Consider the following 22,130-nt stretch of genomic DNA (forward strand, 5'->3'; position numbering starts at 1 on the left):
GTAACCCTTATTCCAGATGCTCCGCGAAAAAGGCAGCCGTGCGGCTATCCGCCAGCGCCGCACCGGCCGCGTCGCGGCGCTGGCCCATTTCTGCGGCAAAGCCGTGATCCAGGCCGTCATAGTCATAGATCGTCACTTTGGGATGGTCGTCCAGCCCCGCGTGCATCGCAGCTTGCGCTTCGGGAGAGACGAAATGATCGGCTTTGGGCACATGGAGCAGGACAGGATGAGCAATGGCGTGCTTCTCGCCCAATAACCCATCTATCCCCACGCCATAATAACCCACGCTGGCATTCACATCGGTGCGCGCGGCGGTCATGAAGGCCAGCCTTCCACCCAGACAGTAACCGACGCAGCCGACCTTGCCGCCGCCGATGAGCGCGCGGGCTTCATGGATGCTGGCTTCGATATCGGCGATGGCCAGAGTCTGGTCCATCTGGCCCATCAGCGCCAGTGCCGCCTGGAAATCCTCCGGCACGTCGGCATCCAGCTCCACGCCCGGCTTGATCCGCCAGAACAGATCGGGCGCGATGGCGAGATAGCCCGCCGCCGCCCAATCGTCGCATTTCTTGCGGATGCCCGGATTCACCCCGAAAATTTCCTGAATCACGATGATCGCCGCTTTCGCCGCGCCCGCGGGCTTCGCGCAATAAGCGGAAAACTGGCCGTCCTTCGCCAGCGTTTCGATCGAGATAGGGCTGCCCATGATATGCCTTTCAGATGTGACGGGATTCGTGATCGAGAAGCCATTGTTTCGTCAATGGCCCGTCGCCCGCGGAATATGCGCCCAGCGCGCCGCCCGAAGCCAGGATGCGGTGGCATGGGATGATCAGCGGGTAGGGGTTGCGCGCACACGCCTGGCCGATCGCGCGCGCACCCGAACCGATCGTGCGGGCGAGCGCGCCATAGCTCAGCGTCTGCCCATAACCCACGCTGGCAATGCCCTCGCGCAAGACATCGCCGCGTTCGCTCCGGATGGCGATCAGCGGCAGATCGAAATCCTTGAGCGCGCCGGCGAAATAGGCGCGGATCTGCGCCACGGCTTCCACCACGGCTTTCGACCGCCCTTGCTCTTCCGCCTGATCCTTCGAACCATCGATCAGCACGCGCCCAATCGCATCTTCATCACCTGAAATGCGGATCATGCCGATGGGCGTTGCGATCAGGGCGTGGTCAAGCGCATAAGCCATGGTCAGAGCCTAGCAGTGCTGCCAAGGCTTGCTCAAGGGGAGACTGGCCGTGAAGATCAATGTCGAAGTGGATTGCACGCCGGAAGAGGCGCGTCGCTTCATGGGGCTGCCAGATTTTTCGCCTGTGCATGAAAAATATATCGGTAACATACTGGAATCCATGGATAATGGTATAAATCCGGAATTCATGGAAAATCTGTTCAAGAATTGGGCGCCGATGGGAGAAGCCGGGGTGAAGATGTGGCGGCAGATGATGGAGAATATGGGCGGCCCAAAGTAACGCTGCACGACTTTTCATGACCGACACGATTTTCGCCCTTTCGAGCGGACAGCCGCCCGCCGCGGTCGCGATCATCCGGATCAGCGGCCCGCGTGCCGGAGCCGCGCTGGAAATGCTGTCCGGGCGATTGCCCGTCCCGCGCCGCGCAACACTGACGCGCCTGTTGGACCCCGTCACGGGTGAAGGTCTCGATCGCGCGCTGATGCTCTGGTTTCCCGGACCCGCCAGCGCGACGGGTGAGGATTTGGCGGAACTGCATCTCCATGGCGGTCGCGCGGTGGTTGCCCGCGTGATGCTCAGCCTGTCCGCGATCGAAAGTCTCGTCCTGGCTGAACCGGGCGCGTTCACGCGCCGCGCATTCGAGCATGGGCGGATGGATCTTGCGGAGGCGGAAGGGCTGTCCGATCTGCTTTTTGCGGAAACCGAATGGCAGCGGCGCAGCGCCTTGGTGATGGCCGAGGGTGGATTGAGCGCGCGGGTCAAGGGATGGCAAGACCGATTGCTCGGCCTGTCCGCAGAGGTGGAGGCGATGCTCGATTTCGCGGATGAAGGCGATGTCGAGGATCAGGGGGAGAGCGTCGCATCGCTCAATGCCCGCATTGCCATTTTGGCCGCGGATATCCGCGTCATGCTGGATCGCCCGTCAGGCGAGAGGCTGCGTGATGGTATCCGCGTCGTGCTGGCCGGGCCGCCCAATGCGGGCAAGTCGACTCTGCTTAATGCCTTGGCCGGTCGGGAAGCCGCTATCGTTTCGCCGCGGCCCGGCACCACGCGTGACACCATCGAAGTGCCGCTGGGGATCGCAGGGCGACCCTTTCTGTTTATCGACACCGCGGGGCTTCACGAAGGGACGGGGGACGAGATCGAAGCGATCGGAATGGACCGCGCCCATGCGGCGATCGGCGCTGCGGACGTCATACTCTGGCTTGATGAGACCAGCGAAAGCCCCGCGCCCGAGCGGACCATCGCCCTTTATCCGCGCGGTGATGCGGAGGGCCGGTCGATGTCCCCAAATGGGGACATGATCGTGGTTTCGGCGGCAAGCGGGGCAGGGCTGGATGCGCTTGTGGCGGCAATCCTGGAACGGGCCGATCATCTTCTGCCGCGCACGGGCGAAATCGCGCTCAATCGTCGGCAGCGCGAATGTCTCGCGTCATCCCATGCTGCGCTCCAAACGGACGATGATCTGTTGATCGTGGCGGAGAACCTCCGTGTCGCGCGCGCCGATCTTGATCGGCTGACGGGGCGGGCGGGGACAGAAGATATGCTCGACGCCCTGTTTGGCAAATTCTGCATCGGCAAATAGACTGTTCCACGTGGAACATTTTGACTTGGACGCCGCGCTGCCCTAGCGAAAATCCATCATGACAGACCGGTTCGACATCATTGTGGTGGGCGGGGGCCATGCGGGGTGCGAAGCGGCGGCCGCAGCGGCGCGCATGGGCGCGCGCGTGGCACTGGTCAGCTTTGCCCGCGATTCCATCGGTGCCATGTCCTGCAATCCCGCCATCGGCGGACTGGGCAAGGGTCATCTGGTCCGCGAGGTGGACGCGTTCGATGGGTTGATCGCGCGCGCCGCCGATCATGCCGCGATCCATTACCGGATGCTCAACGCCAGCAAGGGTGCTGCTGTCCAAGGGCCGCGTATCCAGGCGGATCGCAAGCGCTATAAGGACGCGATCCACACGCTGCTGGACGATCAGGCCGGCCTTCATATTGTCGAAGACGAAGCGCGCGCGCTGACATTAGATCATTCAGACAGCGTGACCGGTCTCGCGCTCGGTTCGGGCCGGATCTTGTCCGGCAAGGCCGTTGTATTGGCGACGGGTACGTTTCTCAACGCGCGGATGTTTTGCGGCGCTGATATAGCGGTCGGCGGGCGGGTCGGCGAGCGGGCAGCGCAGTCGCTCGGTGATCAGCTTCGCGCGCGCCATCTGCCGATCGGCCGGTTGAAGACGGGGACACCCCCGCGGCTGGACGGCCGCACCATCGACTGGGGCGTGCTTGAAGAGCAGCCGTCGGACGGCGGGGACTGGACGATGTCGCCCCTGGGACCGGGCCGCGCGGCACCCCAGCTTTTCTGCGCGATCACCCGAACCAACGCCCGGACCCATGAGATCATCCGCGCCGGACTGGATCGTTCGCCGCTTTACACCGGCGCGATCGGCGCGCAGGGGCCGCGCTACTGCCCCTCTATCGAGGATAAGGTGGTGCGTTTCGGCGATCGCGACGGCCATCAGATCTTCCTAGAGCCCGAAGGGCTGGACGATCCATTGGTCTATCCCAATGGCGTCTCGACCTCGCTGCCCGCCGACATTCAGACGGCGTTGATCCGCAGCATGGCGGGCCTTGAGCGCGCCGAGATCGTTCAACCGGGCTATGCGGTGGAGTATGATCATATCGATCCGCGCGCGCTCGATGCCAGTCTGGCGGTCCGTGCGATCCCCGGCCTGTATTGCGCGGGGCAGATCAACGGCACCACCGGCTATGAGGAGGCGGCCGCGCAAGGATTGATCGCCGGCATCAACGCCACGGCCTTCGCTGGCGGGCGCGCGCCGCTCATTCTTGACCGCGCAAGCAGCTATATGGGCGTCATGATCGACGATTTGGTGTTGCAGGGGATCACAGAACCCTATCGGATGCTGACTGCGCGGGCGGAATATCGTCTACGGCTGCGGGCGGACAATGCGTCCACCCGCTTGACCTCGATCGCGCAGGCTGTCGGCTGTCTAGGGTCTGCGCGAGCTGACTGGTTTAACAGCAGGATCCGCGTTCGCGAGGCTCTCCTGACGAAGCTGGAGAAAGAGTCGGTGTCGTCCGAAAGGTTTGCAGAGGCCGGGGTCGACGTCAGCCGTGATGGGTCGCGTCGTTCGCTGTTCGAATGGCTGCGCTTCCCGAACGTAGACGCTGCCGCCATTTCCCGCGTGTCGGACGTGTTCGATAATGTCGATCCAGCTTTGATCGCGGAGATCGCGGAGGATGCGCATTATGCGCCCTATCTCGCGCGGCAGGAGGCAGAAATCCGCGGCCTGCGCGCCAATGAATCCGTGCCGATCGATCCCGCCCTCGATTATCGCGCCATCGCCGGACTGTCCAACGAGATGACCGAGCGCCTCGAACGGGCTCGCCCCGAAACGCTGGCCGCTGCGGGTCGGATCCGCGGTATTACCCCGGCGGCTCTGTCCGCCATCCTCGTTCACGCCAAGCGCCGCGCCGCATGATGACGGAGGATGAGGCCAGGGCATGGTTGGCGGCTCAGCATGTTTCACGTGAAACAGTGGATTCCATCACGGCATTTGTCGATTTCCTGTTTCAGGAAGGGGAAAGCCAGAATCTGATTTCCGCATCGAGCCGCGCCCATGTGTGGGCGCGTCATATCGTCGATTCCGCGCAACTGGCGTTCATAGCCCAAGCGCAAGAGGCGCCTGATGGGCCGTGGCTGGATCTGGGTTCGGGTGCGGGATTTCCCGGACTGATCATCGCCGCCCTGATGCACCGCCCCGTGATTTTGGTGGAATCACGGCGTAAGCGCGCAGATTTCCTGATTGCCGCTGCTGATATCCTGGGCGTTTCGGATCATGTGAAGGTGGATGGACGCCGGCTGGAGTTGATCGAAACCCAAAAGGTGGGGGTTATCAGCGCCCGCGCTTTCGCGCCGCTGGAACGCCTGTTCCCTCTGGCCGAGCGATTTTCCCGTTCCGAGACGCTGTGGCTGCTGCCAAAAGGACGAAGTGCGCAAAGCGAACTGGCAGACGCACGAAAGACGTGGCAGGGTGCGTTTCACGTGGAACAGAGCGTTACCGACCCGGAAGCCGCGATCATCGTGGCCCGCGGGGTCCGGCGAGGGAAAAAATGATCCGGATCGCAATCGCAAATCAAAAGGGTGGGGTCGGCAAGACCACCACCGCCATCAATCTGGCCACAGCGCTCGCAGCAACAGGCTGGAAAGTCTTGCTGATTGATCTGGATCCACAGGGTAACGCTTCGACCGGGCTGGGGGTCTATCAGGCGCAGCGCGTTTATTCATCCTATGAGCTGCTCACGGGCAATTGCACGATGGATGACGCCGTGATCGCCACCAAGGTGCCGCGGCTTGATCTGATCGCTTCGACGCAGGATCTCTCAGGCGCGGAGATCGAACTCGTCGATTTCGAGAATCGCACGCATCTTCTGGAAAATGCGCTGAACAGCGCGCCTGGCCGATGGGATATCTGTCTGATCGATTGCCCGCCTTCGCTGGGCCTGCTGACAATCAACGCGATGGTCGCCGCACGATTGCTGCTCGTGCCGCTGCAATGCGAATTCTTTGCGCTGGAAGGGTTGAGCCAGTTGCTGACGACGGTCGATCGTATCCGGATGCGATTCAATCAGGGGCTGTCGATCATCGGCGTCGCGCTGACGATGTATGATCGCCGTAACCGCTTGACCGAGCAAGTCGCGCAGGATGTCCGCGCTGTGCTCGGCAAGGTCGTGTTCGATACGGTGATCCCGCGCAACGTCCGTCTGTCCGAAGCCCCGAGCCACGGGATGCCGGCCTTGATCTATGATATCCGCTGCGCCGGATCGGAAGCCTATATGGGCCTGGCGCGCGAGTTGCTTGGGCGCTTGCCCAAAAATGCGCAGGTTGCGGCATGAGTGAAGATTCAGCGCCTCGCAAGCAGCGGCCGGCAGCACTGGGCCGAGGTCTGAGCGCCTTGCTGGGGGATGTGGCCCGCGAAGAGCCGGTCGCGCCCGGCCAGTCGCGATCGGGCGGCGTGCAGATGATTTCGGTAACGGATATGAAGCCGCATCCGGGCCAGCCGCGTCGTCATTTCGATGCGGATGCGCTCGCCGAATTGGCGCTATCGATCGCCAAGCGCGGCGTGATCCAGCCGATCGTGGTCCGCCCCTTTGGCAGCGGCTATCAGATCGTGGCGGGCGAACGGCGCTGGCGCGCGGCGCAACAGGCGCAATTGCATCAAGTTCCTGTAATAATTAGAGAATTTGACGATTCCGAGACGCTGGAAATCGCGCTGATCGAGAATATCCAGCGTGAAGACCTCAATGCGATCGAAGAGGCCGAAGCCTATAAGAAGCTGGGCGCGGAATTTGGGCATAGTCAGGAAGCCTTGGCCAAGCTGGTCCATAAATCCCGCAGCCACGTCGCCAATCTCGTTCGGCTGCTCGATCTGCCGGCCAAGGTGCGGGAGCGTGTGGCGGATGGCAGCCTGTCGATGGGCCATGCGCGCGCGCTGATCACCGCGTCCGATCCCGCAGCGCTGGCCGAAGAGGTGATCAGCCGCGGCCTGTCCGTGCGCGAGACCGAAAAGCTCGCGCGGGGTGCCAAACCGGCTAGCGCGCGGCAGGCGCCGATGGAATATAAGGGCGGCAGCGCTGATATCTATGCGCTGGAGCGGCAATTGGGTGATCTGCTCGGGCTGAAAGTCAGCATCAAACATGCCGTGAAAAGCGGGACAGTAACGCTCGCTTATAATTCGCTCGATCAGCTCGACATGATCTGCCAGCGGCTGAGCGGCGAGAAGATCTAGTTTAGCGGCTCCGCGCGGCGGCGCGGCTGATCGCCAGCAATTCAGCCTCCGCGGCCACCGCGCCCAGCGATCCCGAGGATTTAACGGCGCGTTCTGCCGCCATCAGGCGCGACAGCGCGGTCGCCAGCCGGTCCGAGCGCCAGAGCCCGAGCTGGCGCTGCACGGTCGCCTTGTCCTTCCAGAAAAGGGATTTGCCCGCGGCGGCCAGCACGGCGTCGATCGAACTGCCCTGATCCACCTCCGCGCGATAGCCGGCAAGCTGTTGCGCACGCTTCATCACCGCGCGGAGCAGCGGAATGCCCTCGATTCCGACGCTGGCGAGCTTGCCCACTTCGTCGCTGACACCCGCCGGATTGCCGCCCATGACCGCATCGACCAGGCGGGCGGTATCGCCATCATCCGAATCCGCGCCCAGCGCATCAAGCGCCGCATGATCGAGTTCACCCGGACGATCGGGCGCGGCATCCAGATAGAGCGCGAATTTCTCGATCTCCTGCGCCAATATCGCGCGGTCTCCAGAGGCGGCAGCAGCAAGGCGCTTGCCCACATCGCTTCCGGACAGGCGCAGGCCGGCATCGCGCGCCATCGCCGTCGCCAGTCGATCGGCATCCTGTCCCTCGGGCACATAGCTGGCAAAGCTCATGATGGCGGGTTCAGACAGCGCATATTTGAGCAGGGCGCTGGTGCCGCGCAGCGTGCCCGCCATCGCCACGACGGGATTGCCCGCTTGCGGCGATTCGATCAGCGCCTGAATTGCCGCCAAAGCGTCTTCAGCACCCGCCAGAGCCAGCCGGATATGGCGCGCGCCGCCGAAGAGCGAGAGGGAGGCTGCTTCGTCCGCCAGGCGTGCAGGATCGCCTTTCAGCCCGGCGGAATCGAGATCGATCCGCTCCGCATCCGGCCCCATGGCGCGCTCCAGCCGATCGGCCAGCGCGCGCGATCCCGATTCATCGGGGCCGTGGAGCAGGAACATCCGGATATCGGCGGGCGGCGCATCGAGCGCGCGCTCGATCTGGCCCTTATTGGCCTTCATCCGGACCTTGCCCGGCAGAGCGCTGTGCGAAGAGGGCGATCCGGCTCACGATCTGATCGGCCACCACTTGGGAGAGATTTTCCAATGCGGTGTTTTCAGCCGCGATTGTGGCATATTCGGAGGAGACGATATCGATGCCCGCGTCCGATCCCGCCGTGGCATCAAGCACCACCGTGCTTTTGGTGGCCTCGATCAGCCGGTAACGCGCGCGCAGAGTGCGGCGTTCCCGCGTCACGGCGTCATCCGAACGGATGCCGAAGCCGGTGATCTGATCGTCCAGCTCCACTTCAAGGCGATAGATCGCCGCGCTCTTGCCCGCGCCCATGCGGTCGTTCAGCGCATTGCGCATCAGCCAGCCCGCCTTGCCCTCGATCGGCGCGACTTCGATCTGGCCGAGCGTCTGCGCCACCGCGCCTTTGGAGCCACCGCCATAAAGCGGCCGCAACCCGCAGCCCGAGAGCGCAAGCGTGGCGAGGATCAGAAGCGGGATGGAAAGTTTACGCATCAAGCCTGTCCCATACACCAATCTAACGGAAATTGGGTGCGACCCGTCATGCGACGATATTCACGAGGCGATCGGGCACCACGATGATCTTCTTGGGGGTTTCCCCATCGAGCTGACGCACCACATTGGGTGCTGCCAGCGCGAGCGCCTCCAGTTCGTCCTTGGGCATCCCCTTGGCCACGGTCAGCGTATCGCGCAGCTTGCCGTTGATCTGGACCGCGATGGTCACTTCATCGTCGATCAGCAGGGCGGGATCGGCGGTGGGCCATGCGGCGTCAGCCACCAGCCCGGTCTCGCCCAATGTCTCCCAGCCTTCTTCGGCCAGATGCGGCGCCATCGGCGCGACGAGGCGGACGAGCGTCCGGATCGCGGTCGCGCGCGAGGCGGAGGGTTTGGCCTTTTCGATCGCGCCGGTCAGCTCATAGAGCTTGGCGACCGCCTTGTTGAAGCCCAGCGCCTCGATATCGGTGGCGACACCCGCGATCGTCTTGTGCAGCTTGCGGTCAAGATCCTTGTCCTGGCCCTGCGCCGCGTCCTCGATCCCGTCGATCAGCCGCCACAGCCGGTTCACGAAGCGCCAGCAGCCTTCGATCCCCGCCTCGCTCCACGGCAGATCGCGCTCGGGCGGGCTATCAGACAGCATGAACCAGCGCACCGCATCCGCGCCATATTGATCGACGATCAGGTCCGGATCGACGACATTCTTCTTCGATTTGGACATCTTCTCGATGCGCCCGATCGTGACCTTCGCACCGCTGTCTTTCAACGTCGCGATCTGCCCATCGCTATTCACATCCTCGGGGCCATACCAGAGGATCTTGCCGTCGGCTTCCTTCTGGAAATAGGTGATGTGCGTCACCATCCCCTGCGTAAACAGCCCCTGGAACGGCTCCGCCACATCGATCTTGCCGATATGTTTCAGCGCGCGCGTCCAGAAGCGGGCATAGAGCAGATGCAGGATCGCATGTTCCACGCCGCCGATATATTGCCCCACGGGCAACCAGCTTTCGGCCACGGCTCTGTCGAATGGCTGATCATCGGGCTGGCTGGCGAAGCGGATGAAATACCAGCTCGAATCCACGAAGGTATCGAGTGTGTCGGTTTCACGCCGCGCCGGTTTTTGGCATTGCGGACAATCGACATGCTTCCAGGTCGGATGCCGGTCGAGCGGATTGCCGGGAATGTCGAAGCTGACATCCTCGGGCAGCTTCACGGGCAATTGGCTCTTGGGCACGGGCACCACGCCACACTCATCGCAATGAATGAACGGAATGGGTGTGCCCCAATAGCGCTGGCGCGATACGCCCCAGTCGCGCAGCCGCCAGACGGTGGTGCCGATGCCCCAGCCTTCATGCTGCGCGCGTGCCACGATCGCCGCTTTGGCGTCTTCCACGGCCATGCCGTTCAGGAAATGCGAGTTCACCAGCCTGCCGGGGCCGGTATAGGCCTCGCTGCCGATCGCCACGCCGTCCTCGCCTTCGGGCGCGACCACCCGCGTGACGGGCAGATCATATTTGCGCGCGAAATCGAGATCGCGCTGGTCATGCGCCGGGCAGCCGAAAACAGCGCCCGTGCCATAGTCCATCAGCACGAAATTCGCTACATAGAGCGGCAGATGCCAATTCGGGTCGAGCGGATGTGTCACGCGCAGACCGGTGTCGAAACCCTTTTTCTCCGCCGTTTCGATATCCGCTGCCGCGGTGCCGGTCGCCTGGCAATCGGCGATGAACGCCTGCAATTCCGGGCTGTTCCTGGCCAGTTCCTGCGCGATCGGATGCTCGGCGGCGATCGCGGTGAAGCTCGCGCCATAAAGCGTATCGGGCCGCGTGGTGAACACTTCGAACCCGCCCGGCGCGCCGGAGAAGTGGAAGGTCAGCCGCATCCCCTGGCTCTTGCCGATCCAGTTTTCCTGCATCAGCCGGACCTTTTCGGGCCAGTCCTTCAGATCGCCCAGACCCGCCAGCAAATCGTCCGCGAAATCGGTGATCTTCAAAAACCACTGGCTGAGCTTGCGCTTCTCGACCACCGCGCCGGAGCGCCAGCCCTTGCCGTCGATCACTTGCTCATTGGCAAGCACGGTCATGTCGACCGGATCCCAATTGACCGCGGATTCCTTGCGGTAGACCAGCCCCGATTTGTAGAGATCGAGGAACAGTGCCTGCTCATGGCCGTAATATTCGGGTTCGCAGGTGGCGAGTTCGCGGCTCCAGTCCAGCGCGAAGCCCAGCCGCTTCAATTGCTTTTTCATCGACTGGATATTGGCGCGGGTCCATGTGCCGGGATGCACCTTCTTCTCCATCGCCGCATTTTCGGCGGGCATACCAAAGGCGTCCCAGCCCATCGGATGCAGCACTTCATGGCCCGTCATCCGGCGAAAGCGCGCGAGCACGTCCCCCATGGTGTAATTGCGGACATGGCCCATGTGGATGCGGCCCGATGGATAGGGAAACATCTCGAGCACATAGGATTTTGGCTTGGCGCTGGCATCGTCCGCGCGGAAAGTCTCCCGCTCGTCCCAGATTTTTTGCCAGCGCGCATCGGCCGCAAGCGGATTGAAGCGCGTGTGCATCGGATCAGCCGTCGATGGCGCTGCGTCTCAGATCACGCGCCTTGGTGAGGATGATTTCCTCAAGCTTCTGGACGGTCGCGGCCTGAACGGCGCTATCGACCCACTGACCATTTTGATTCACCTGGCGCGCGGCGGAAACGCGCAACGCATCGGCGCGCAGATCCTGATCGAGGATGGTGACGGTCACCTTCATGCGCTCGCTCGGCGTATTGGGATTGGCATACCAGTCGGTCACGATCACGCCGCCGTTGGAATCGGTCTGCAGCAAGGGCATGAACGAAAGTGTGTCGAGGCTGGCGCGCCAGAGATAGGCGTTCACGCCGATGGTGGTCACCTTGGATGCCGCCAGATCCGCCTTCTGCGTGGAGGTCGCGCCATCGTCGCTGGCACCGATGCCGAAGAATCCCTTGCTGAGATCCTGCTTGATCGCATTGCAGGCTGGCAGGGTGGAAACAAGGGCCATCGCGACTGCGATGCGGAAACGGCGGGACATAGGTGCAATCCTTGGGAATACGGTCAATCGGCGTCGTTATAGATGCTCCGGCGCGCCTCGCAAGCGCGCGTTTTCCGGACGCTCGGGCGGATTCTGTGTGTGTTGTGCAACAGGCGGATAAAAATCGCGTGCAAGTGGGTTTATATTCCCGCGAACATCATGATATGGGCAGAGTGAAGCAAGGGGTTTTTGCGTGATGTTGGCGAGTCGGAAGACATGGGCATGGACGGGGGCGGCATTAGCCGTGCTCGCTATTGTCGCGTCTCCCACGATCAGCGCCGCGCAGCAGACATCGCTGGCTTCGGTCAAGGCGCGCATGACGGCAGCGCCGCGTTCGGGAATCGGTTCCTTCACGCCGGCTGCCGCCGATCCCAAGCTGGCCGCTTTGATGGCGCGCAGTGATCTGGCGGGGGCAGGCTTCCGCTTCACGCCAACGGGCGAAGCCGGGCGTAATCGCAAGGTCACCGTGGCGGTCCGGGCACGCACCAGCGCGCCGGCGCAGATATTCTCGTCCAGCCGCGGACTCGGCAATCCGCTGATCGCATCGCTGGGCATCACGCCTTCGGCTTATAATCTCGGCGCATCGATCGGCTGGAAGCGGTTTGCGCTTTCGGGTGATGTCGCGCGGATCGATACCGGCCTTCAGCCGGGCAGCAGCGAATCGGTGCGCGCCGGTGCCAGCTATAATGCACCGCGCTGGAGCGGCCGCGTGATGGTCGATGCCGAGCGTGGCCTGGGTGTCCAGCCGCGCGCGATCACGCCTGAAAAGAGCTATTCGGTCGATCTCGGCGGCAGTTACAAGCTGACCCGCAATCTGGATGTGACCGCGGGCGTGCGTTACAAGATGCAGGATCGCGATCGTCTGCAGACCGTGACCGACGATCGGCGTGACAGCCAGGCCGTCTATGTAGGCACCGCCTTCAAATTCTGATGCGGCCGGCGGGCGTCAGCCCGTCTATTCCTGCCCAGCCATAGGAATTGAGCGTTCTGATCGCGCGCGCGCGCCGGGCATTCATGCCGCCGAGTGCGACCACCTTCAATTGTGTCTGGCGGGCGATCATGCCGAATCGCAACGGTCCCAGCGGCGTGGCACCGGGATGTGATCGCGTGGCATGAACCGGAGAGAGCAGCACCAGGCCCGCGCCATTGCGCGCAGCGTTGCGCAGTTCCGGCAGATCATGCGCCGGTGCGGTGTGAAGCAGTTCGGGATAGGCGTGTCCGGGGCGACGCCCATGAAAGCCGTCCGCGTGCCACGCGCGCGCCAGTTGGGGCGGGCCGGCGAGGATCAGCATCAGGCCGCGCGCGCGCGCCACGCTCCTGATTCTTGCAAACATTGCCTTTCTGGCCGCGGGGCTGAGCGCATAATGCCGGACGATCACGCCCGCGCCGCGCGGGAGCGCGTGCAGCGCGTCCCAAAGCTCATTGCCTTGTCGTTCGTCGGTCATCAGCCAAAGGCGGGGGTAGCGGGGCGGCATCGTGCTGCCTATAGCAGCCGCAATGGATGGGCATGAAGCAGTTATCGACGCCGCCGCACGGCTGGCCGAAGTCAACGAACGCATCGCGCGCACCGCGAAGCTGGCGCGCCGCGCGCCGGCAGACGTGGCGCTGATCGCGATCTCCAAGACCAAGCCGGTGGAAGAGATTCGCCCGCTGATTGCCACGGGGCATAGGCTGTTCGGGGAGAATCGCGTGCAGGAGGCGGAGGCCAAATGGCCGGCGCTGCGCGCGGAGACGCCCGATATCGTGCTGCATCTGGTCGGCAGTCTGCAGTCCAACAAGGCGGAGGCTGCGGTTGCCTTGTTCGATGCGATCCATTCGGTGGATCGCTCGTCGCTGGTCAAGGCGCTTGCGCAGGCGATGGACAAGGCCGGGAAGCGCCCGGATTGCTTCATCCAGGTGAATATCGGCGAGGAAGATCAGAAGGGCGGTTGTGCCATCGCCGATCTCCCCGCGCTGCTGGCAGACGCCCGCGCCGCCCATCTGCCGGTCGTAGGGCTGATGTGCGTGCCCCCCGCCGATCTGGAGCCCGCGCCCTGGTTTGCCCTGCTCGCGAAGCTGGCGCGCGATCATGATCTGAACGGGCTCAGCATGGGCATGTCTGGCGATCTGGAGGCGGGCGTCATGCTCGGTGCCACGCATGTCCGCGTCGGCACCGCGCTGTTCGGCGCGCGTGGATGAAATTTGATGCGATCATCTTCGATTTCGACGGAGTCATCCTCGAAAGCGAATATGCCGGAAACCGTCATCTGGCCGAGACGCTGACGTCATTGGGCCATCCGGTCTCCGTCGACGAATCGATGGCGCATTTCATGGGGTTGGCCGGGCAGGATTTTCTCGACGCCATCGTCGCGCGGATCGGTCATCCGATTCCGCAGGGGTTTGCAGCGCTGCGGGCCGAGGAAGACCGGCGCGCGATCGAAGAGGGGATCGAGGCGGTGGCCGGGGCCGCCGATTTCGTGCGGAGCCTGCCGCGCACGCTGCCCCGCGCGATCGCCTCCTCCAGTGCGACCCGCTGGATCGAGGCGCATCTCGATCATCTCGACCTGCGCGCCTGTTTCGGGGCACACATTTATAGCGGGCGTGAACATGTCACCCGCGGCAAGCCCGCGCCGGATCTCTATCTCCATGCCGCCGATGCGCTGGGCATCGATATCGCGCGCTGCCTGATCATCGAAGACTCCCCCGTGGGCGTCACCGGGGCTGTTGCATCGGGTGCCCATGTGATCGGGCTGACGGCCGGGCAGCATTGCGGCCCTGGTCATGGCGCGCGATTGCTGGCGCTCGGTGTTCCCGAAGTGGCAGGATCGTTCGAGGAACTGGCGCGTCTGATCGCCTGAGAAGATCGGAGCATAATGCCTCTGTCCTACAGCGAAAACATCTGTTTAGATAAGATCGGCTCTTTGAGATCGTCGACCGCTCCACAGGGGCTTGAACCGAAAATTCAAACCGCGTTTCAGGTGCGACCCTAGTGTGACCTTAGGCAGCAATCCGCCACTCGCTAAAGCTGGTGCCCGGTCCGGTCCCGCTTGGCGTCCAGATAGCCGCGATTATGCACATTGGCCTCGATTCGGTGCGGCACGCGCTCGATCACATCCACGCCCAGAGACCGCAATTTTTCCACCTTGTTCGGATTGTTCGTCAGCAAACGGATGGTCGTCTGTCCGATCAGCGTGAGCATTCGCGCTGCCACCCCGAAATCGCGCGCGTCGATCGCAAAGCCCAGCCGCAGATTGGCGTCCACCGTATCGAAGCCCTGATCCTGAAGGCTGTAGGCGCGCAGCTTGTTGATCAGGCCGATGCCGCGGCCTTCCTGTCGCAGATAGAGCAATATCCCCCAATGCGCGGCGATCTCGTGCAGCGCGCCATGGAGTTGCGGGCCGCAATCGCATTTCAGCGATCCCAGCACATCCCCCGTCAGGCATTCGCTGTGCAGACGTACCAGCGGCGGCGTGCCATCGGGCTGACCGATGATCAGCGCAACATGCTCGCCCGATTGATCGGCGCTGCGAAACGCCACGATCTCGCTATTCTCGGCCACCGCGATCGGCAACCGGGCGCGCGCCGCGATCACCAGCTCGGCGGAATCGTCATAGGCGGCGATATCGTCCGGGGCGATGGTCACTTCAGGTAAGCCCGTGCCGCCGATGAAGAAAGCGGGCAGCAATCCAGCCAGCCGCGCCAGTTCCAGCGCCGCGCCAGCCGCATCGGCGTGCAAAACGGGCAGCGCGCGATATGGCCCCTTGAGCGGCGTCGCCAGATCCAGCGCCGGATCGGCCAGCGCCACCGCGCCGGAAAGATCGATCCACGGCGCACGCGCCACGATCACCGGCTTTTCAGGGTGTGCGGCGTCCATCTGATTGGCCAGTTTGAGCGTGACCGCCCGCGCCGCGGAGATCAGGATGGCGGCCTGTTGTGCGGGGTCGAAAGCCGCCAGCCGGCCCCCATCGGCGGTTTCGATCGCCAGCAGGGTCAGCGCGCCTTCGGCCCCCGCAATCGCGATCGGCCAGCCACGCCGGAGCGCGTCGATGGCGCGGGCGGCGGCGCGCGGGTCGCTCAAAAGCGAAACTCCGTGACGAGCGGCACATGATCGGATGGCTTGAGCCAGTTGCGGCAGGGTTCGCAGACCCGGTGCGCTATGGCTTTTTGGGCGATTTCCGGGCTGGCCCACATATGATCCAGCCGGCGGCCGCGATCGTTCACGGTCCAGTCCTTGGAACGATAGCTCCACCAGGTGTGGAGCCGTGCCGGGGCGGGATAGAAATGGCGGCCGAGATCGACCCAGTCATGCGCTGCCTGGAGCCGGCCCAGCGTTTCCACCTCGATCGGTGTGTGGCTCACCACGCCCAGCAATTGCTTATGGTTCCACACATCCGATTCCAGCGGCGCGATGTTGAAGTCGCCCACCAGCAAAGTCGGCACATCGAGCTTGCCTGACCAGTCGATCATGCGCTCGAGGAAGTCGAGCTTCTGGCCGAATTTGGGATTGGCATCGCGATCGGGAATATCGCCCCCGGCGGGAACATAGACATTCTCCAGACGCAGGCCGTTATCCAGCCGGACGCCCACATGCCGGGCCTCGCCATTGGCCTGCCAGTCCAGCCGGTCGTCCTCATGAATGGGGATCTTGCTGACGATGGCGACGCCATGGTGCATCCGCTGACCATGGAGAATCTGGTGCTTATAGCCCAATGCGCGGAAGGCGGCGGCGGGGAACGTGGCATCCTCGGTCTTGGTTTCCTGAAGGCACAGGATATCCGGTGCGTCCTCCCGCAGGAAGCGCTCCACGATTTCCATGCGGAAACGGACCGAATTGATGTTCCAGGAAGCGATTGTGAGCGTGTCGGCCATGAAGTCCTGTAGCCTCCGGGCTGACAGGGCCGCAAGGCCGGGGTTTCCGAAAAAGGAAAGGCCCCCGCTCCGGGGGCGTGGAGCGAGGGCCGACCTGGCGTTTCGTCACGCGAGGCGGGGCGTGAGGCCGATTGGGCAACAGGGGGAAATCCCGATCTGGCCCCACGTCCGCAAATTGGTTTTAGGCCTATGGACCTGTCGCCAATATGAACAGGATCGTCAGCGACCGCGATTTTGCGGGCGTGGGTCGCGCCATTTGAACGTGTTGTCGGACACGGCGACATTGAACTTCTGGTTCGATAGCCGGATCGACGTTCGATTATTCTGAGAATCGAGCGCCACCCAACCCTGCAGCATCAGACCGCCGGGCGCGCCGGCATTGCGCTGGAATGCCAGCGTCAGGGTGCCAAACTCGGGTTTCTTGGGATCGCGCGCTTCGACAAGAACAATCCGGTTGTCAGCCGTGGGCACCACTCTGGCCACACTCGCCAGATTGCCGGCCGGATTGAGCAATACGGCCAGCGGCGATTTGCCGATCGGCCAGCGCTGCACCTGATTCACCTGATAATCGATCATGGTCAGCGCCTTGCCATCGCCGACGATCAGCAAGGGCACACCCTTTTGATATTGGAACCGGATCTTGCCCGGCCGCTTCAGCGTGAGTTCGCCGGTGAGCACCTTGCCTGCGCGGTCGGTCTGCGTGAAGCCGGCCGTCATGCTGGCCACCGCTTGAAGGTGCGCCGAAACCCTGTCCAGATCGGCCGAAGGCGCAGCGGCCACGCCCGGCATGGCGATCCCGGTCAGAATCAGCGGCGCAGCGGCCAAAGCGAGGGCGTATCGGCGAAACATCGAAAACTCCTGAACTGTTCGGAAAGAGCCTATGGAGCCCATGGCTTGAATGCCAAGTGAACCCCGGCAGACCCGCGCCGGTTCCTTGGCACGGTCTCGCTAAAGCGGCCGTCCGTCCGTATCCATCAGAACTTCGCGGCGGCCGACATGATCGGGACGACCGACATGGCCTTCCTTTTCCATCCGTTCGATCAGGCGCGCGGCGCGGTTATAGCCGATGCGCAACTGCCGCTGGAGCCAGCTTGTGGAGGCCTTCTGGCTTTCGGCGACGAGCTGAACCGCCTTGCGATATTCCTGCTCTTCCGGGCTATCTTCGCCATCGGGCGCGCCATCCATCAGATAGCCGCCGTCCTCCGGTTCTTCGGTGACGGCCTGCACATATTCGGGGCTGCCCTGGCCACGCCAGTGATCCGCCACGCGCATCACCTCTTCATCCGAAACGAACGGGCCGTGGACACGCGCGATCTGCTTGCCGCCGGGCATATAGAGCATGTCGCCCTTGCCTAGAAGCTGTTCGGCACCCTGCTCGCCCAGAATGGTGCGCGAATCGATCTTGCTGGTGACGGAAAAGCTGATGCGTGTCGGCAGATTGGCCTTGATCACGCCGGTGATCACATCGACCGACGGGCGTTGCGTGGCCATGATCAGATGGATGCCCGCCGCGCGCGCCTTCTGGGCGAGTCGCTGGATCAGGAATTCGACTTCCTTGCCCGCGGTCATCATCAGATCGGCCAGCTCATCGACGATGACCACGATCTGGGGCAGCGGCTGATAATCGAGCTGCTCTTCCTCATAGATCGGCTGGCCGGTCTCGGCATCATAGCCCGTCTGGACGCGGCGGCCGAGCTTCTGCCCCTTCACCCGCGCCGCACGCACCTTGTCGTTAAAGCCGGCAAGCCCGCGCACGCCGACCGAAGCCATCATCCGATAGCGCTCCTCCATCTGCTCCACCGCCCATTTGAGCGCGCGCACCGCCTTCAATGGATCCGTCACCACGGGGGAGAGGAGATGGGGAATGCCCTCATAGCTCGAAAGCTCGAGATGCTTGGGATCGATCATGATCATCCGGCACTGATCCGGGCTGAGCCGATAGAGCAGCGACAGGATCATGCTGTTAAGCCCGACCGATTTGCCCGAGCCCGTGGTGCCCGCCACCAGCAGATGCGGCATCGGTGCCAGATCGGCGATCACCGGATCGCCTGCGATATTCTTGCCAAGGATCAGCGCCAGTTGTGCGGTCTGATCGGTGAATTGATGCGATGTCACCATTTCATGGAAGGACACCGCCTCGCGGATCTTGTTGGGCAGCTCGATGCCGATCACATTCCTACCGGGGATGGTGGCGACGCGGGCGGACTGGGCGGACATGTTGCGCGCGATATCGTCGGCCAATTGGATGACGCGGCTGGCCCTGATGCCCGGAGCCGGCTCAAGCTCATACATGGTGACGACCGGGCCGGGGCGGACCTCGACGATCGCGCCTTTCACATGGAAATCGTCCAGCACGGTCTCCAGCAGCCGGGCATTGCGCTCAAGCGTGGCCTTATCGAGCACTGGCGTGGTCGATGGTGGCGCGGGGATCAGCAAATCGGGCGACGGCATGGTATAGCGGTCGCGCAGATCGAACGCCGTCTGCACCGCGCCCTGCGGCTTCTTCTCCGGCTGCGGCTCCTTCTTGCCGGGCAGCGAGATGATCGGCGGTTTGCGATCTTCGGCGACCTGGATCTTGCGCGGCTCCGCCTGCACGTCCTCGCGCTTGGGCCGTGAAGGGGCTTCGAAGGCCAGTGGCTCATCCTCGGCATCGTCATGCGCATCGGCCCGATTGCGGCGACGGAATAGCCAGGCGCGTTCGCCGTCGTCCAGCCCAAGGCTCTTGGCCCAGATCACGATGCCCGCGCCGGCGAACAGCAACAGCGCCGCGATCTTCACCCAACCACGAATGTCCGCATGGCCGATAAAGGCCAACGCCCATTGCACCACGCCGGCGATGGCAATGCCCACCGCGCCCCCGAACCCGCCCGGCAGCGCAGGAACCGCGTTGGCACGGAACAGCGCCAGCGACGCACCGACCAGCGAAATGCCGAGCAGCGATCCCACCAACATGCTGCGCCAATGACCAACCTGAACCCCGCGGCAGAGCCTCAATCCGAACACCAGCGTCAGCGGCACGATCAAAACGATCGCCGGTCCGAACACCCAGAGCAGCAAATCAGCGGTCCACGCACCGCCGCCGCCGACCAGATTTCGCGCCGGACCAGCGGCGGCCGTCATCATCGAAGGATCACTTGGACGGTAGCTGGCGAGCGCCAGAATGAGCAAAAGCGTGAACACTATCAAAGCCATGCCGCCGAACAGCGCGCTGCTGCGCACAGCGCCGCGCTTCATCGATTCGCGCCATACCGGCTCCGTCTTGACCAGACTGCGGCTTGCCATGCTGTCCCCATTCGCTCCGAAACATGTGTCTCGTCACGGCACAATGCGCTTTAGCGGGAGTCTGCGTCAAGAGTCGGGCTTAAGAGACTGGATTCCCGCGATGAGTCGATGTGCTCTTTTGCTTGTGCGGCGATGGGTTTAGGAGCGGTTTATGGAACGCGCCGATGTGATCATATTGGGCGGCGGGCTGGTTGGCCTCACGCTCGCAATCGCGCTTGATGCGCATGGCCTTTCGAGCATCGTGATCGATGTGGCCAATCCCGAAACCCAGATTGCGCCAGGCTTCGACGGGCGGGCGTCCGCCGTGGCGAGCGCAAGCTGGAAGATGCTGGAAGCGATCGGCGTGGGCGCGCGGCTGGAGGGGCAGGGCTGCCCGATCCGCGAGATCCGCGTGAGCGATGGCCTTTCGAAAGGCACATTGAATTTTGCGCCCGATCCGGCCGAAGGGCCGCTCGGCATCATGTTCGAGAATCGCGCGCTCCGCCTGGCCTTGCGGGAGACCGCGCTGGCCGCGCAGAATATCACGCTGGTGATGCCCGCGCGCGCCGCCGATGTGCAGCGCGACGAGCACGGCGTGACCGTCACGCTGGAGGACGGCCGCATCTTCACCGGATCGCTGTTGATCGCTGCCGAAGGCCGCAAATCGCCGACGCGCGCCGCCGCCGGGATCAATATCGCGCACTGGACCTATGATCATGTCGCGATCATCTCGGCGCTCGCCCATGATGTGCCTCATGGCAATGTCGCCTATGAGATTTTCTATCCGGCCGGGCCTTTTGCATTGCTGCCGATGTTGCCCGGCGCAGATGGGTCACCGCGGTCCGCTATCGTGTGGACGGTGAAGGCATCCGACGCCCCCGCCATGCTGGCATTGTCCGATCGCGCCTTTCTGGCGGAGGCGGACAAGCGCATGGGCGGGATGCTGGGCGCATTGCGCGCCGCAGCACCGCGCTCCAGCTATCCGCTTGGCTTTCAGCATACCGCGAAGATCACGGCGCAGCGGCTCGCGCTGGTGGGCGATTCGGCGCACGGCATCCATCCGATCGCAGGGCAGGGGCTCAATCTGGGGTTCCGCGATGTGGGCGCGCTGGCGGAGGTGCTGATCGATGGCGTGCGGATCGGGCTCGATCCGGGCGATCCGCAATTGCTGGCGCGCTATGAACGCTGGCGTTCGCTCGACAGCCTGATGGTGGCCGCGTCCACCGACGGATTGACCCGGCTGTTTGGCGTGCCGGGCAAGACCGCGCTGGCGATCCGCCGTTTCGGCCTGGGTGCGGTCCAGCGTATCCCGGCGCTCAAGGCGCGTTTCATGGATGAGGCGCGGGGCGAATCGGGCGCATTGCCAAAGCTGCTGCAGGGTCTGACCGTCTAGCGCGTGCTCATTCGCGCGGCTATTGAGCGCGGTCACAGGCTTTGAAAGGATATCCAATGCAGGCGATTGGCGTGATCGGTGCGGGGCAGATGGGGGCCGGAATCGCCCAGGTTTCGGCGCAGGCCGGCTATCACGTCTATCTGGCCGATGCGAAGCTGGAGATTGCCGAGCGCGCGAAGGAGAGCATCGCCAAACAGCTCGGGCGCCTGGTCGAAAAGGAAAAGATCGCGGCGGAAGCGCGGGATCAGGCGCTGGCCCGGATCGAGCCGGTGGCGACGTTCGAGCCGATGGCCGCTGCCGGTCTGGTGATCGAGGCGGCCACCGAACGCGAAGAGGTGAAGCGCGCCATTTTTGCCGAGGTCGGCAAGATATTGGGGCATCAGGCGGTGCTGGCTTCCAACACATCGTCCATTCCGATCACGCGGCTGGCACAGGCTTCGCCTGATCCCAAGCGCTTCGTAGGCGTGCATTTCTTCAATCCCGTGCCGCTCATGGGATTGATCGAACTGATCCGCGGGCTGGCGACGTCAGACGAGACGGTGAAACTGGTCGAGACCTATGCCATCGCGTTGGGCAAGAAGGTGGTCCACGCCAATGATGCCCCTGGGTTCATCGTGAACCGCATCCTGCTGCCAATGCTCAACGAAGCGTGCTTTGCGCTGGGCGAGGGCGTGGCGACGGTGCGCGATATCGACACCGCGGTTCAGCTAGGCCTCAATCATCCCATGGGTCCGCTGACGCTGGCCGATTTCATCGGATTGGATACCTGCCTCGAAATCTGCCGTGTTCTGCAGGACGGCACGGGCGATCCCAAATACCGCCCGGCCCCCTTGCTGGTGAAATATGTGGAAGCCGGCTGGCTCGGCCGCAAGACGGGGCGCGGTTTCTACGATTATTCGGGCGACGAACCGGTGCCGACGCGCTGAGGATCGGGATCTATTGAGCGCTTTTGCTTCTCCACTTCCACGCCTTTGTGGAGGGGTTGGGGGTGGCCTTCTTCTGATTTCACCTGATTGAGAAGAAGAGAAAC

The 22,130-nt window shown here is 63.4% G+C and carries 22 protein-coding genes; 11 read left to right on the forward strand and 11 right to left on the reverse strand.

Annotated features, from left to right (window positions below; all coding sequences use genetic code 11):
- Positions 1-7: 7 nt before the first annotated feature.
- Both FHS49_RS00440 and FHS49_RS00445 read right to left on the reverse strand, forming a co-directional pair.
- Positions 8-706: a dienelactone hydrolase family protein gene (locus tag FHS49_RS00440; RefSeq protein ID WP_184014355.1), complete on the reverse strand. Its 699-nt coding sequence runs from the start codon at positions 704-706 to the stop codon at positions 8-10.
- Positions 707-716: 10 nt separating this feature from the next.
- A complete protein-coding gene (locus tag FHS49_RS00445) occupies positions 717-1,190 on the reverse strand; it encodes a methylated-DNA--[protein]-cysteine S-methyltransferase (RefSeq protein WP_184014356.1) in 474 nt (157 codons plus the stop codon).
- Positions 1,191-1,239: 49 nt separating this feature from the next.
- Between FHS49_RS00445 and FHS49_RS00450 the strand changes: the two genes are divergently transcribed.
- Genes FHS49_RS00450 through FHS49_RS00475 form a run of 6 tightly spaced genes read left to right on the forward strand, consistent with a single transcriptional unit; the run spans position 1,240 to position 6,998 of the window.
- Positions 1,240-1,470 carry a DUF6489 family protein gene (locus FHS49_RS00450; protein ID WP_184014357.1) on the forward strand — a complete coding sequence of 77 codons (231 nt, stop codon included), beginning with the start codon at positions 1,240-1,242 and terminating at the stop codon, positions 1,468-1,470.
- A 16-nt stretch (positions 1,471-1,486) separates the two neighbouring features.
- Positions 1,487-2,776 (forward strand): tRNA uridine-5-carboxymethylaminomethyl(34) synthesis GTPase MnmE, encoded by a 1,290-nt coding sequence (mnmE, locus tag FHS49_RS00455; RefSeq protein ID WP_184014358.1) that lies wholly within the window; start codon positions 1,487-1,489, stop codon positions 2,774-2,776.
- Between the two features lie 58 nt (positions 2,777-2,834).
- Entirely contained in the window at positions 2,835-4,691 is a 1,857-nt protein-coding gene (gene mnmG, locus FHS49_RS00460) for a tRNA uridine-5-carboxymethylaminomethyl(34) synthesis enzyme MnmG (protein WP_184014359.1), read from the forward strand.
- On the forward strand, positions 4,691-5,326 hold the full coding sequence (locus FHS49_RS00465) for a 16S rRNA (guanine(527)-N(7))-methyltransferase RsmG (protein ID WP_184015865.1): 636 nt from the start codon (positions 4,691-4,693) through the stop codon (positions 5,324-5,326). Before mnmG ends, FHS49_RS00465 begins: the two co-directional genes overlap by 1 nt.
- Positions 5,323-6,105 carry a ParA family protein gene (locus FHS49_RS00470; protein WP_184014360.1) on the forward strand — a complete coding sequence of 261 codons (783 nt, stop codon included), beginning with the start codon at positions 5,323-5,325 and terminating at the stop codon, positions 6,103-6,105. Before FHS49_RS00465 ends, FHS49_RS00470 begins: the two co-directional genes overlap by 4 nt.
- Complete coding sequence (locus tag FHS49_RS00475; protein WP_184014361.1) at positions 6,102-6,998, forward strand: ParB/RepB/Spo0J family partition protein; 897 nt, start codon at positions 6,102-6,104, stop codon at positions 6,996-6,998. Before FHS49_RS00470 ends, FHS49_RS00475 begins: the two co-directional genes overlap by 4 nt.
- Position 6,999: 1 nt before the next feature.
- Here FHS49_RS00475 and holA read toward each other — a convergent pair whose 3' ends face one another.
- From holA to FHS49_RS00495, 4 genes are read right to left on the reverse strand one after another with little or no spacing between them, the layout of a single operon-like run.
- Positions 7,000-8,031 (reverse strand): DNA polymerase III subunit delta, encoded by a 1,032-nt coding sequence (gene holA / locus FHS49_RS00480; protein WP_184014362.1) that lies wholly within the window; start codon positions 8,029-8,031, stop codon positions 7,000-7,002.
- A complete protein-coding gene (gene lptE, locus FHS49_RS00485; RefSeq protein ID WP_184014363.1) occupies positions 8,018-8,536 on the reverse strand; it encodes an LPS assembly lipoprotein LptE in 519 nt (172 codons plus the stop codon). The genes holA and lptE overlap by 14 nt, the downstream gene beginning before the upstream one ends.
- A gap of 46 nt (positions 8,537-8,582) precedes the next feature.
- Entirely contained in the window at positions 8,583-11,105 is a 2,523-nt protein-coding gene (gene leuS, locus FHS49_RS00490; RefSeq protein ID WP_184014364.1) for a leucine--tRNA ligase, read from the reverse strand.
- 4 nt (positions 11,106-11,109) lie between these two features.
- Positions 11,110-11,598, reverse strand: coding sequence for a DUF3576 domain-containing protein (locus FHS49_RS00495; RefSeq protein ID WP_184014365.1), 489 nt, complete (start codon positions 11,596-11,598; stop codon positions 11,110-11,112).
- A 244-nt stretch (positions 11,599-11,842) separates the two neighbouring features.
- Between FHS49_RS00495 and FHS49_RS00500 the strand changes: the two genes are divergently transcribed.
- Positions 11,843-12,529 carry a porin gene (locus tag FHS49_RS00500; RefSeq protein ID WP_343052862.1) on the forward strand — a complete coding sequence of 229 codons (687 nt, stop codon included), beginning with the start codon at positions 11,843-11,845 and terminating at the stop codon, positions 12,527-12,529.
- On the opposite strand, the gene FHS49_RS00505 is transcribed toward FHS49_RS00500, so the two are convergent.
- Positions 12,519-13,043, reverse strand: a complete 525-nt coding sequence (locus tag FHS49_RS00505) for a thiamine phosphate synthase (protein ID WP_246350169.1) — start codon at positions 13,041-13,043, stop codon at positions 12,519-12,521. The two genes, FHS49_RS00500 and FHS49_RS00505, sit on opposite strands and share 11 nt — an antisense overlap.
- Before the next feature lie 52 nt (positions 13,044-13,095).
- Between FHS49_RS00505 and FHS49_RS00510 the strand changes: the two genes are divergently transcribed.
- Positions 13,096-13,776: a YggS family pyridoxal phosphate-dependent enzyme gene (locus tag FHS49_RS00510; RefSeq protein ID WP_184015869.1), complete on the forward strand. Its 681-nt coding sequence runs from the start codon at positions 13,096-13,098 to the stop codon at positions 13,774-13,776.
- Positions 13,773-14,435, forward strand: a complete 663-nt coding sequence (locus tag FHS49_RS00515) for an HAD family hydrolase (RefSeq protein ID WP_184014367.1) — start codon at positions 13,773-13,775, stop codon at positions 14,433-14,435. Before FHS49_RS00510 ends, FHS49_RS00515 begins: the two co-directional genes overlap by 4 nt.
- Before the next feature lie 161 nt (positions 14,436-14,596).
- Here FHS49_RS00515 and ribA read toward each other — a convergent pair whose 3' ends face one another.
- From ribA to FHS49_RS00535, 4 genes are all read right to left on the reverse strand, one after another.
- The gene (gene ribA / locus FHS49_RS00520; protein WP_184014368.1) at positions 14,597-15,655 is read right to left on the reverse strand and encodes a GTP cyclohydrolase II; all 1,059 of its coding nucleotides are present in this window, start codon (positions 15,653-15,655) and stop codon (positions 14,597-14,599) included.
- On the reverse strand, positions 15,652-16,446 hold the full coding sequence (locus tag FHS49_RS00525; protein ID WP_184014369.1) for an exodeoxyribonuclease III: 795 nt from the start codon (positions 16,444-16,446) through the stop codon (positions 15,652-15,654). The genes ribA and FHS49_RS00525 overlap by 4 nt, the downstream gene beginning before the upstream one ends.
- 219 nt (positions 16,447-16,665) lie before the next feature.
- A complete protein-coding gene (locus tag FHS49_RS00530; RefSeq protein WP_184014370.1) occupies positions 16,666-17,295 on the reverse strand; it encodes a LolA family protein in 630 nt (209 codons plus the stop codon).
- Between the two features lie 99 nt (positions 17,296-17,394).
- Positions 17,395-19,728, reverse strand: a complete 2,334-nt coding sequence (locus tag FHS49_RS00535; protein WP_184014371.1) for a DNA translocase FtsK — start codon at positions 19,726-19,728, stop codon at positions 17,395-17,397.
- A 151-nt stretch (positions 19,729-19,879) separates the two neighbouring features.
- On the opposite strand from FHS49_RS00535, the gene FHS49_RS00540 reads away from it, so the two are divergent.
- Both FHS49_RS00540 and FHS49_RS00545 read left to right on the forward strand, forming a co-directional pair.
- Complete coding sequence (locus FHS49_RS00540) at positions 19,880-21,100, forward strand: FAD-dependent monooxygenase (RefSeq protein WP_184014372.1); 1,221 nt, start codon at positions 19,880-19,882, stop codon at positions 21,098-21,100.
- A 56-nt stretch (positions 21,101-21,156) separates the two neighbouring features.
- Positions 21,157-22,026 (forward strand): 3-hydroxybutyryl-CoA dehydrogenase, encoded by an 870-nt coding sequence (locus FHS49_RS00545; protein WP_184014373.1) that lies wholly within the window; start codon positions 21,157-21,159, stop codon positions 22,024-22,026.
- Positions 22,027-22,130: the final 104 nt, after the last annotated feature.

This window comes from Sphingobium boeckii, assembly GCF_014199215.1.
In the GTDB taxonomy this organism is placed as follows: domain Bacteria; phylum Pseudomonadota; class Alphaproteobacteria; order Sphingomonadales; family Sphingomonadaceae; genus Sphingobium_A; species Sphingobium_A boeckii.

Bases quoted from the DNA above. Each gene is read 5' to 3' on its own strand.
- FHS49_RS00440 (WP_184014355.1), bottom strand. From the start codon at position 706: ATGGGCAGCCCTATCTCGATCGAAACGCTGGCGAAGGACGGCCAGTTT.
- FHS49_RS00445 (WP_184014356.1), bottom strand. From the start codon at position 1,190: ATGGCTTATGCGCTTGACCACGCCCTGATCGCAACGCCCATCGGCATG.
- mnmE (WP_184014358.1), top strand. From the start codon at position 1,487: ATGACCGACACGATTTTCGCCCTTTCGAGCGGACAGCCGCCCGCCGCG.
- mnmG (WP_184014359.1), top strand. From the start codon at position 2,835: ATGACAGACCGGTTCGACATCATTGTGGTGGGCGGGGGCCATGCGGGG.
- FHS49_RS00465 (WP_184015865.1), top strand. From the start codon at position 4,691: ATGACGGAGGATGAGGCCAGGGCATGGTTGGCGGCTCAGCATGTTTCA.
- FHS49_RS00470 (WP_184014360.1), top strand. From the start codon at position 5,323: ATGATCCGGATCGCAATCGCAAATCAAAAGGGTGGGGTCGGCAAGACC.
- FHS49_RS00475 (WP_184014361.1), top strand. From the start codon at position 6,102: ATGAGTGAAGATTCAGCGCCTCGCAAGCAGCGGCCGGCAGCACTGGGC.
- holA (WP_184014362.1), bottom strand. From the start codon at position 8,031: ATGAAGGCCAATAAGGGCCAGATCGAGCGCGCGCTCGATGCGCCGCCC.
- lptE (WP_184014363.1), bottom strand. From the start codon at position 8,536: ATGCGTAAACTTTCCATCCCGCTTCTGATCCTCGCCACGCTTGCGCTC.
- leuS (WP_184014364.1), bottom strand. From the start codon at position 11,105: ATGCACACGCGCTTCAATCCGCTTGCGGCCGATGCGCGCTGGCAAAAA.
- FHS49_RS00495 (WP_184014365.1), bottom strand. From the start codon at position 11,598: ATGTCCCGCCGTTTCCGCATCGCAGTCGCGATGGCCCTTGTTTCCACC.
- FHS49_RS00505 (WP_246350169.1), bottom strand. From the start codon at position 13,043: ATGACCGACGAACGACAAGGCAATGAGCTTTGGGACGCGCTGCACGCG.
- FHS49_RS00510 (WP_184015869.1), top strand. From the start codon at position 13,096: ATGGATGGGCATGAAGCAGTTATCGACGCCGCCGCACGGCTGGCCGAA.
- FHS49_RS00515 (WP_184014367.1), top strand. From the start codon at position 13,773: ATGAAATTTGATGCGATCATCTTCGATTTCGACGGAGTCATCCTCGAA.
- FHS49_RS00525 (WP_184014369.1), bottom strand. From the start codon at position 16,446: ATGGCCGACACGCTCACAATCGCTTCCTGGAACATCAATTCGGTCCGT.
- FHS49_RS00530 (WP_184014370.1), bottom strand. From the start codon at position 17,295: ATGTTTCGCCGATACGCCCTCGCTTTGGCCGCTGCGCCGCTGATTCTG.
- FHS49_RS00535 (WP_184014371.1), bottom strand. From the start codon at position 19,728: ATGGCAAGCCGCAGTCTGGTCAAGACGGAGCCGGTATGGCGCGAATCG.
- FHS49_RS00540 (WP_184014372.1), top strand. From the start codon at position 19,880: ATGGAACGCGCCGATGTGATCATATTGGGCGGCGGGCTGGTTGGCCTC.
- FHS49_RS00545 (WP_184014373.1), top strand. From the start codon at position 21,157: ATGCAGGCGATTGGCGTGATCGGTGCGGGGCAGATGGGGGCCGGAATC.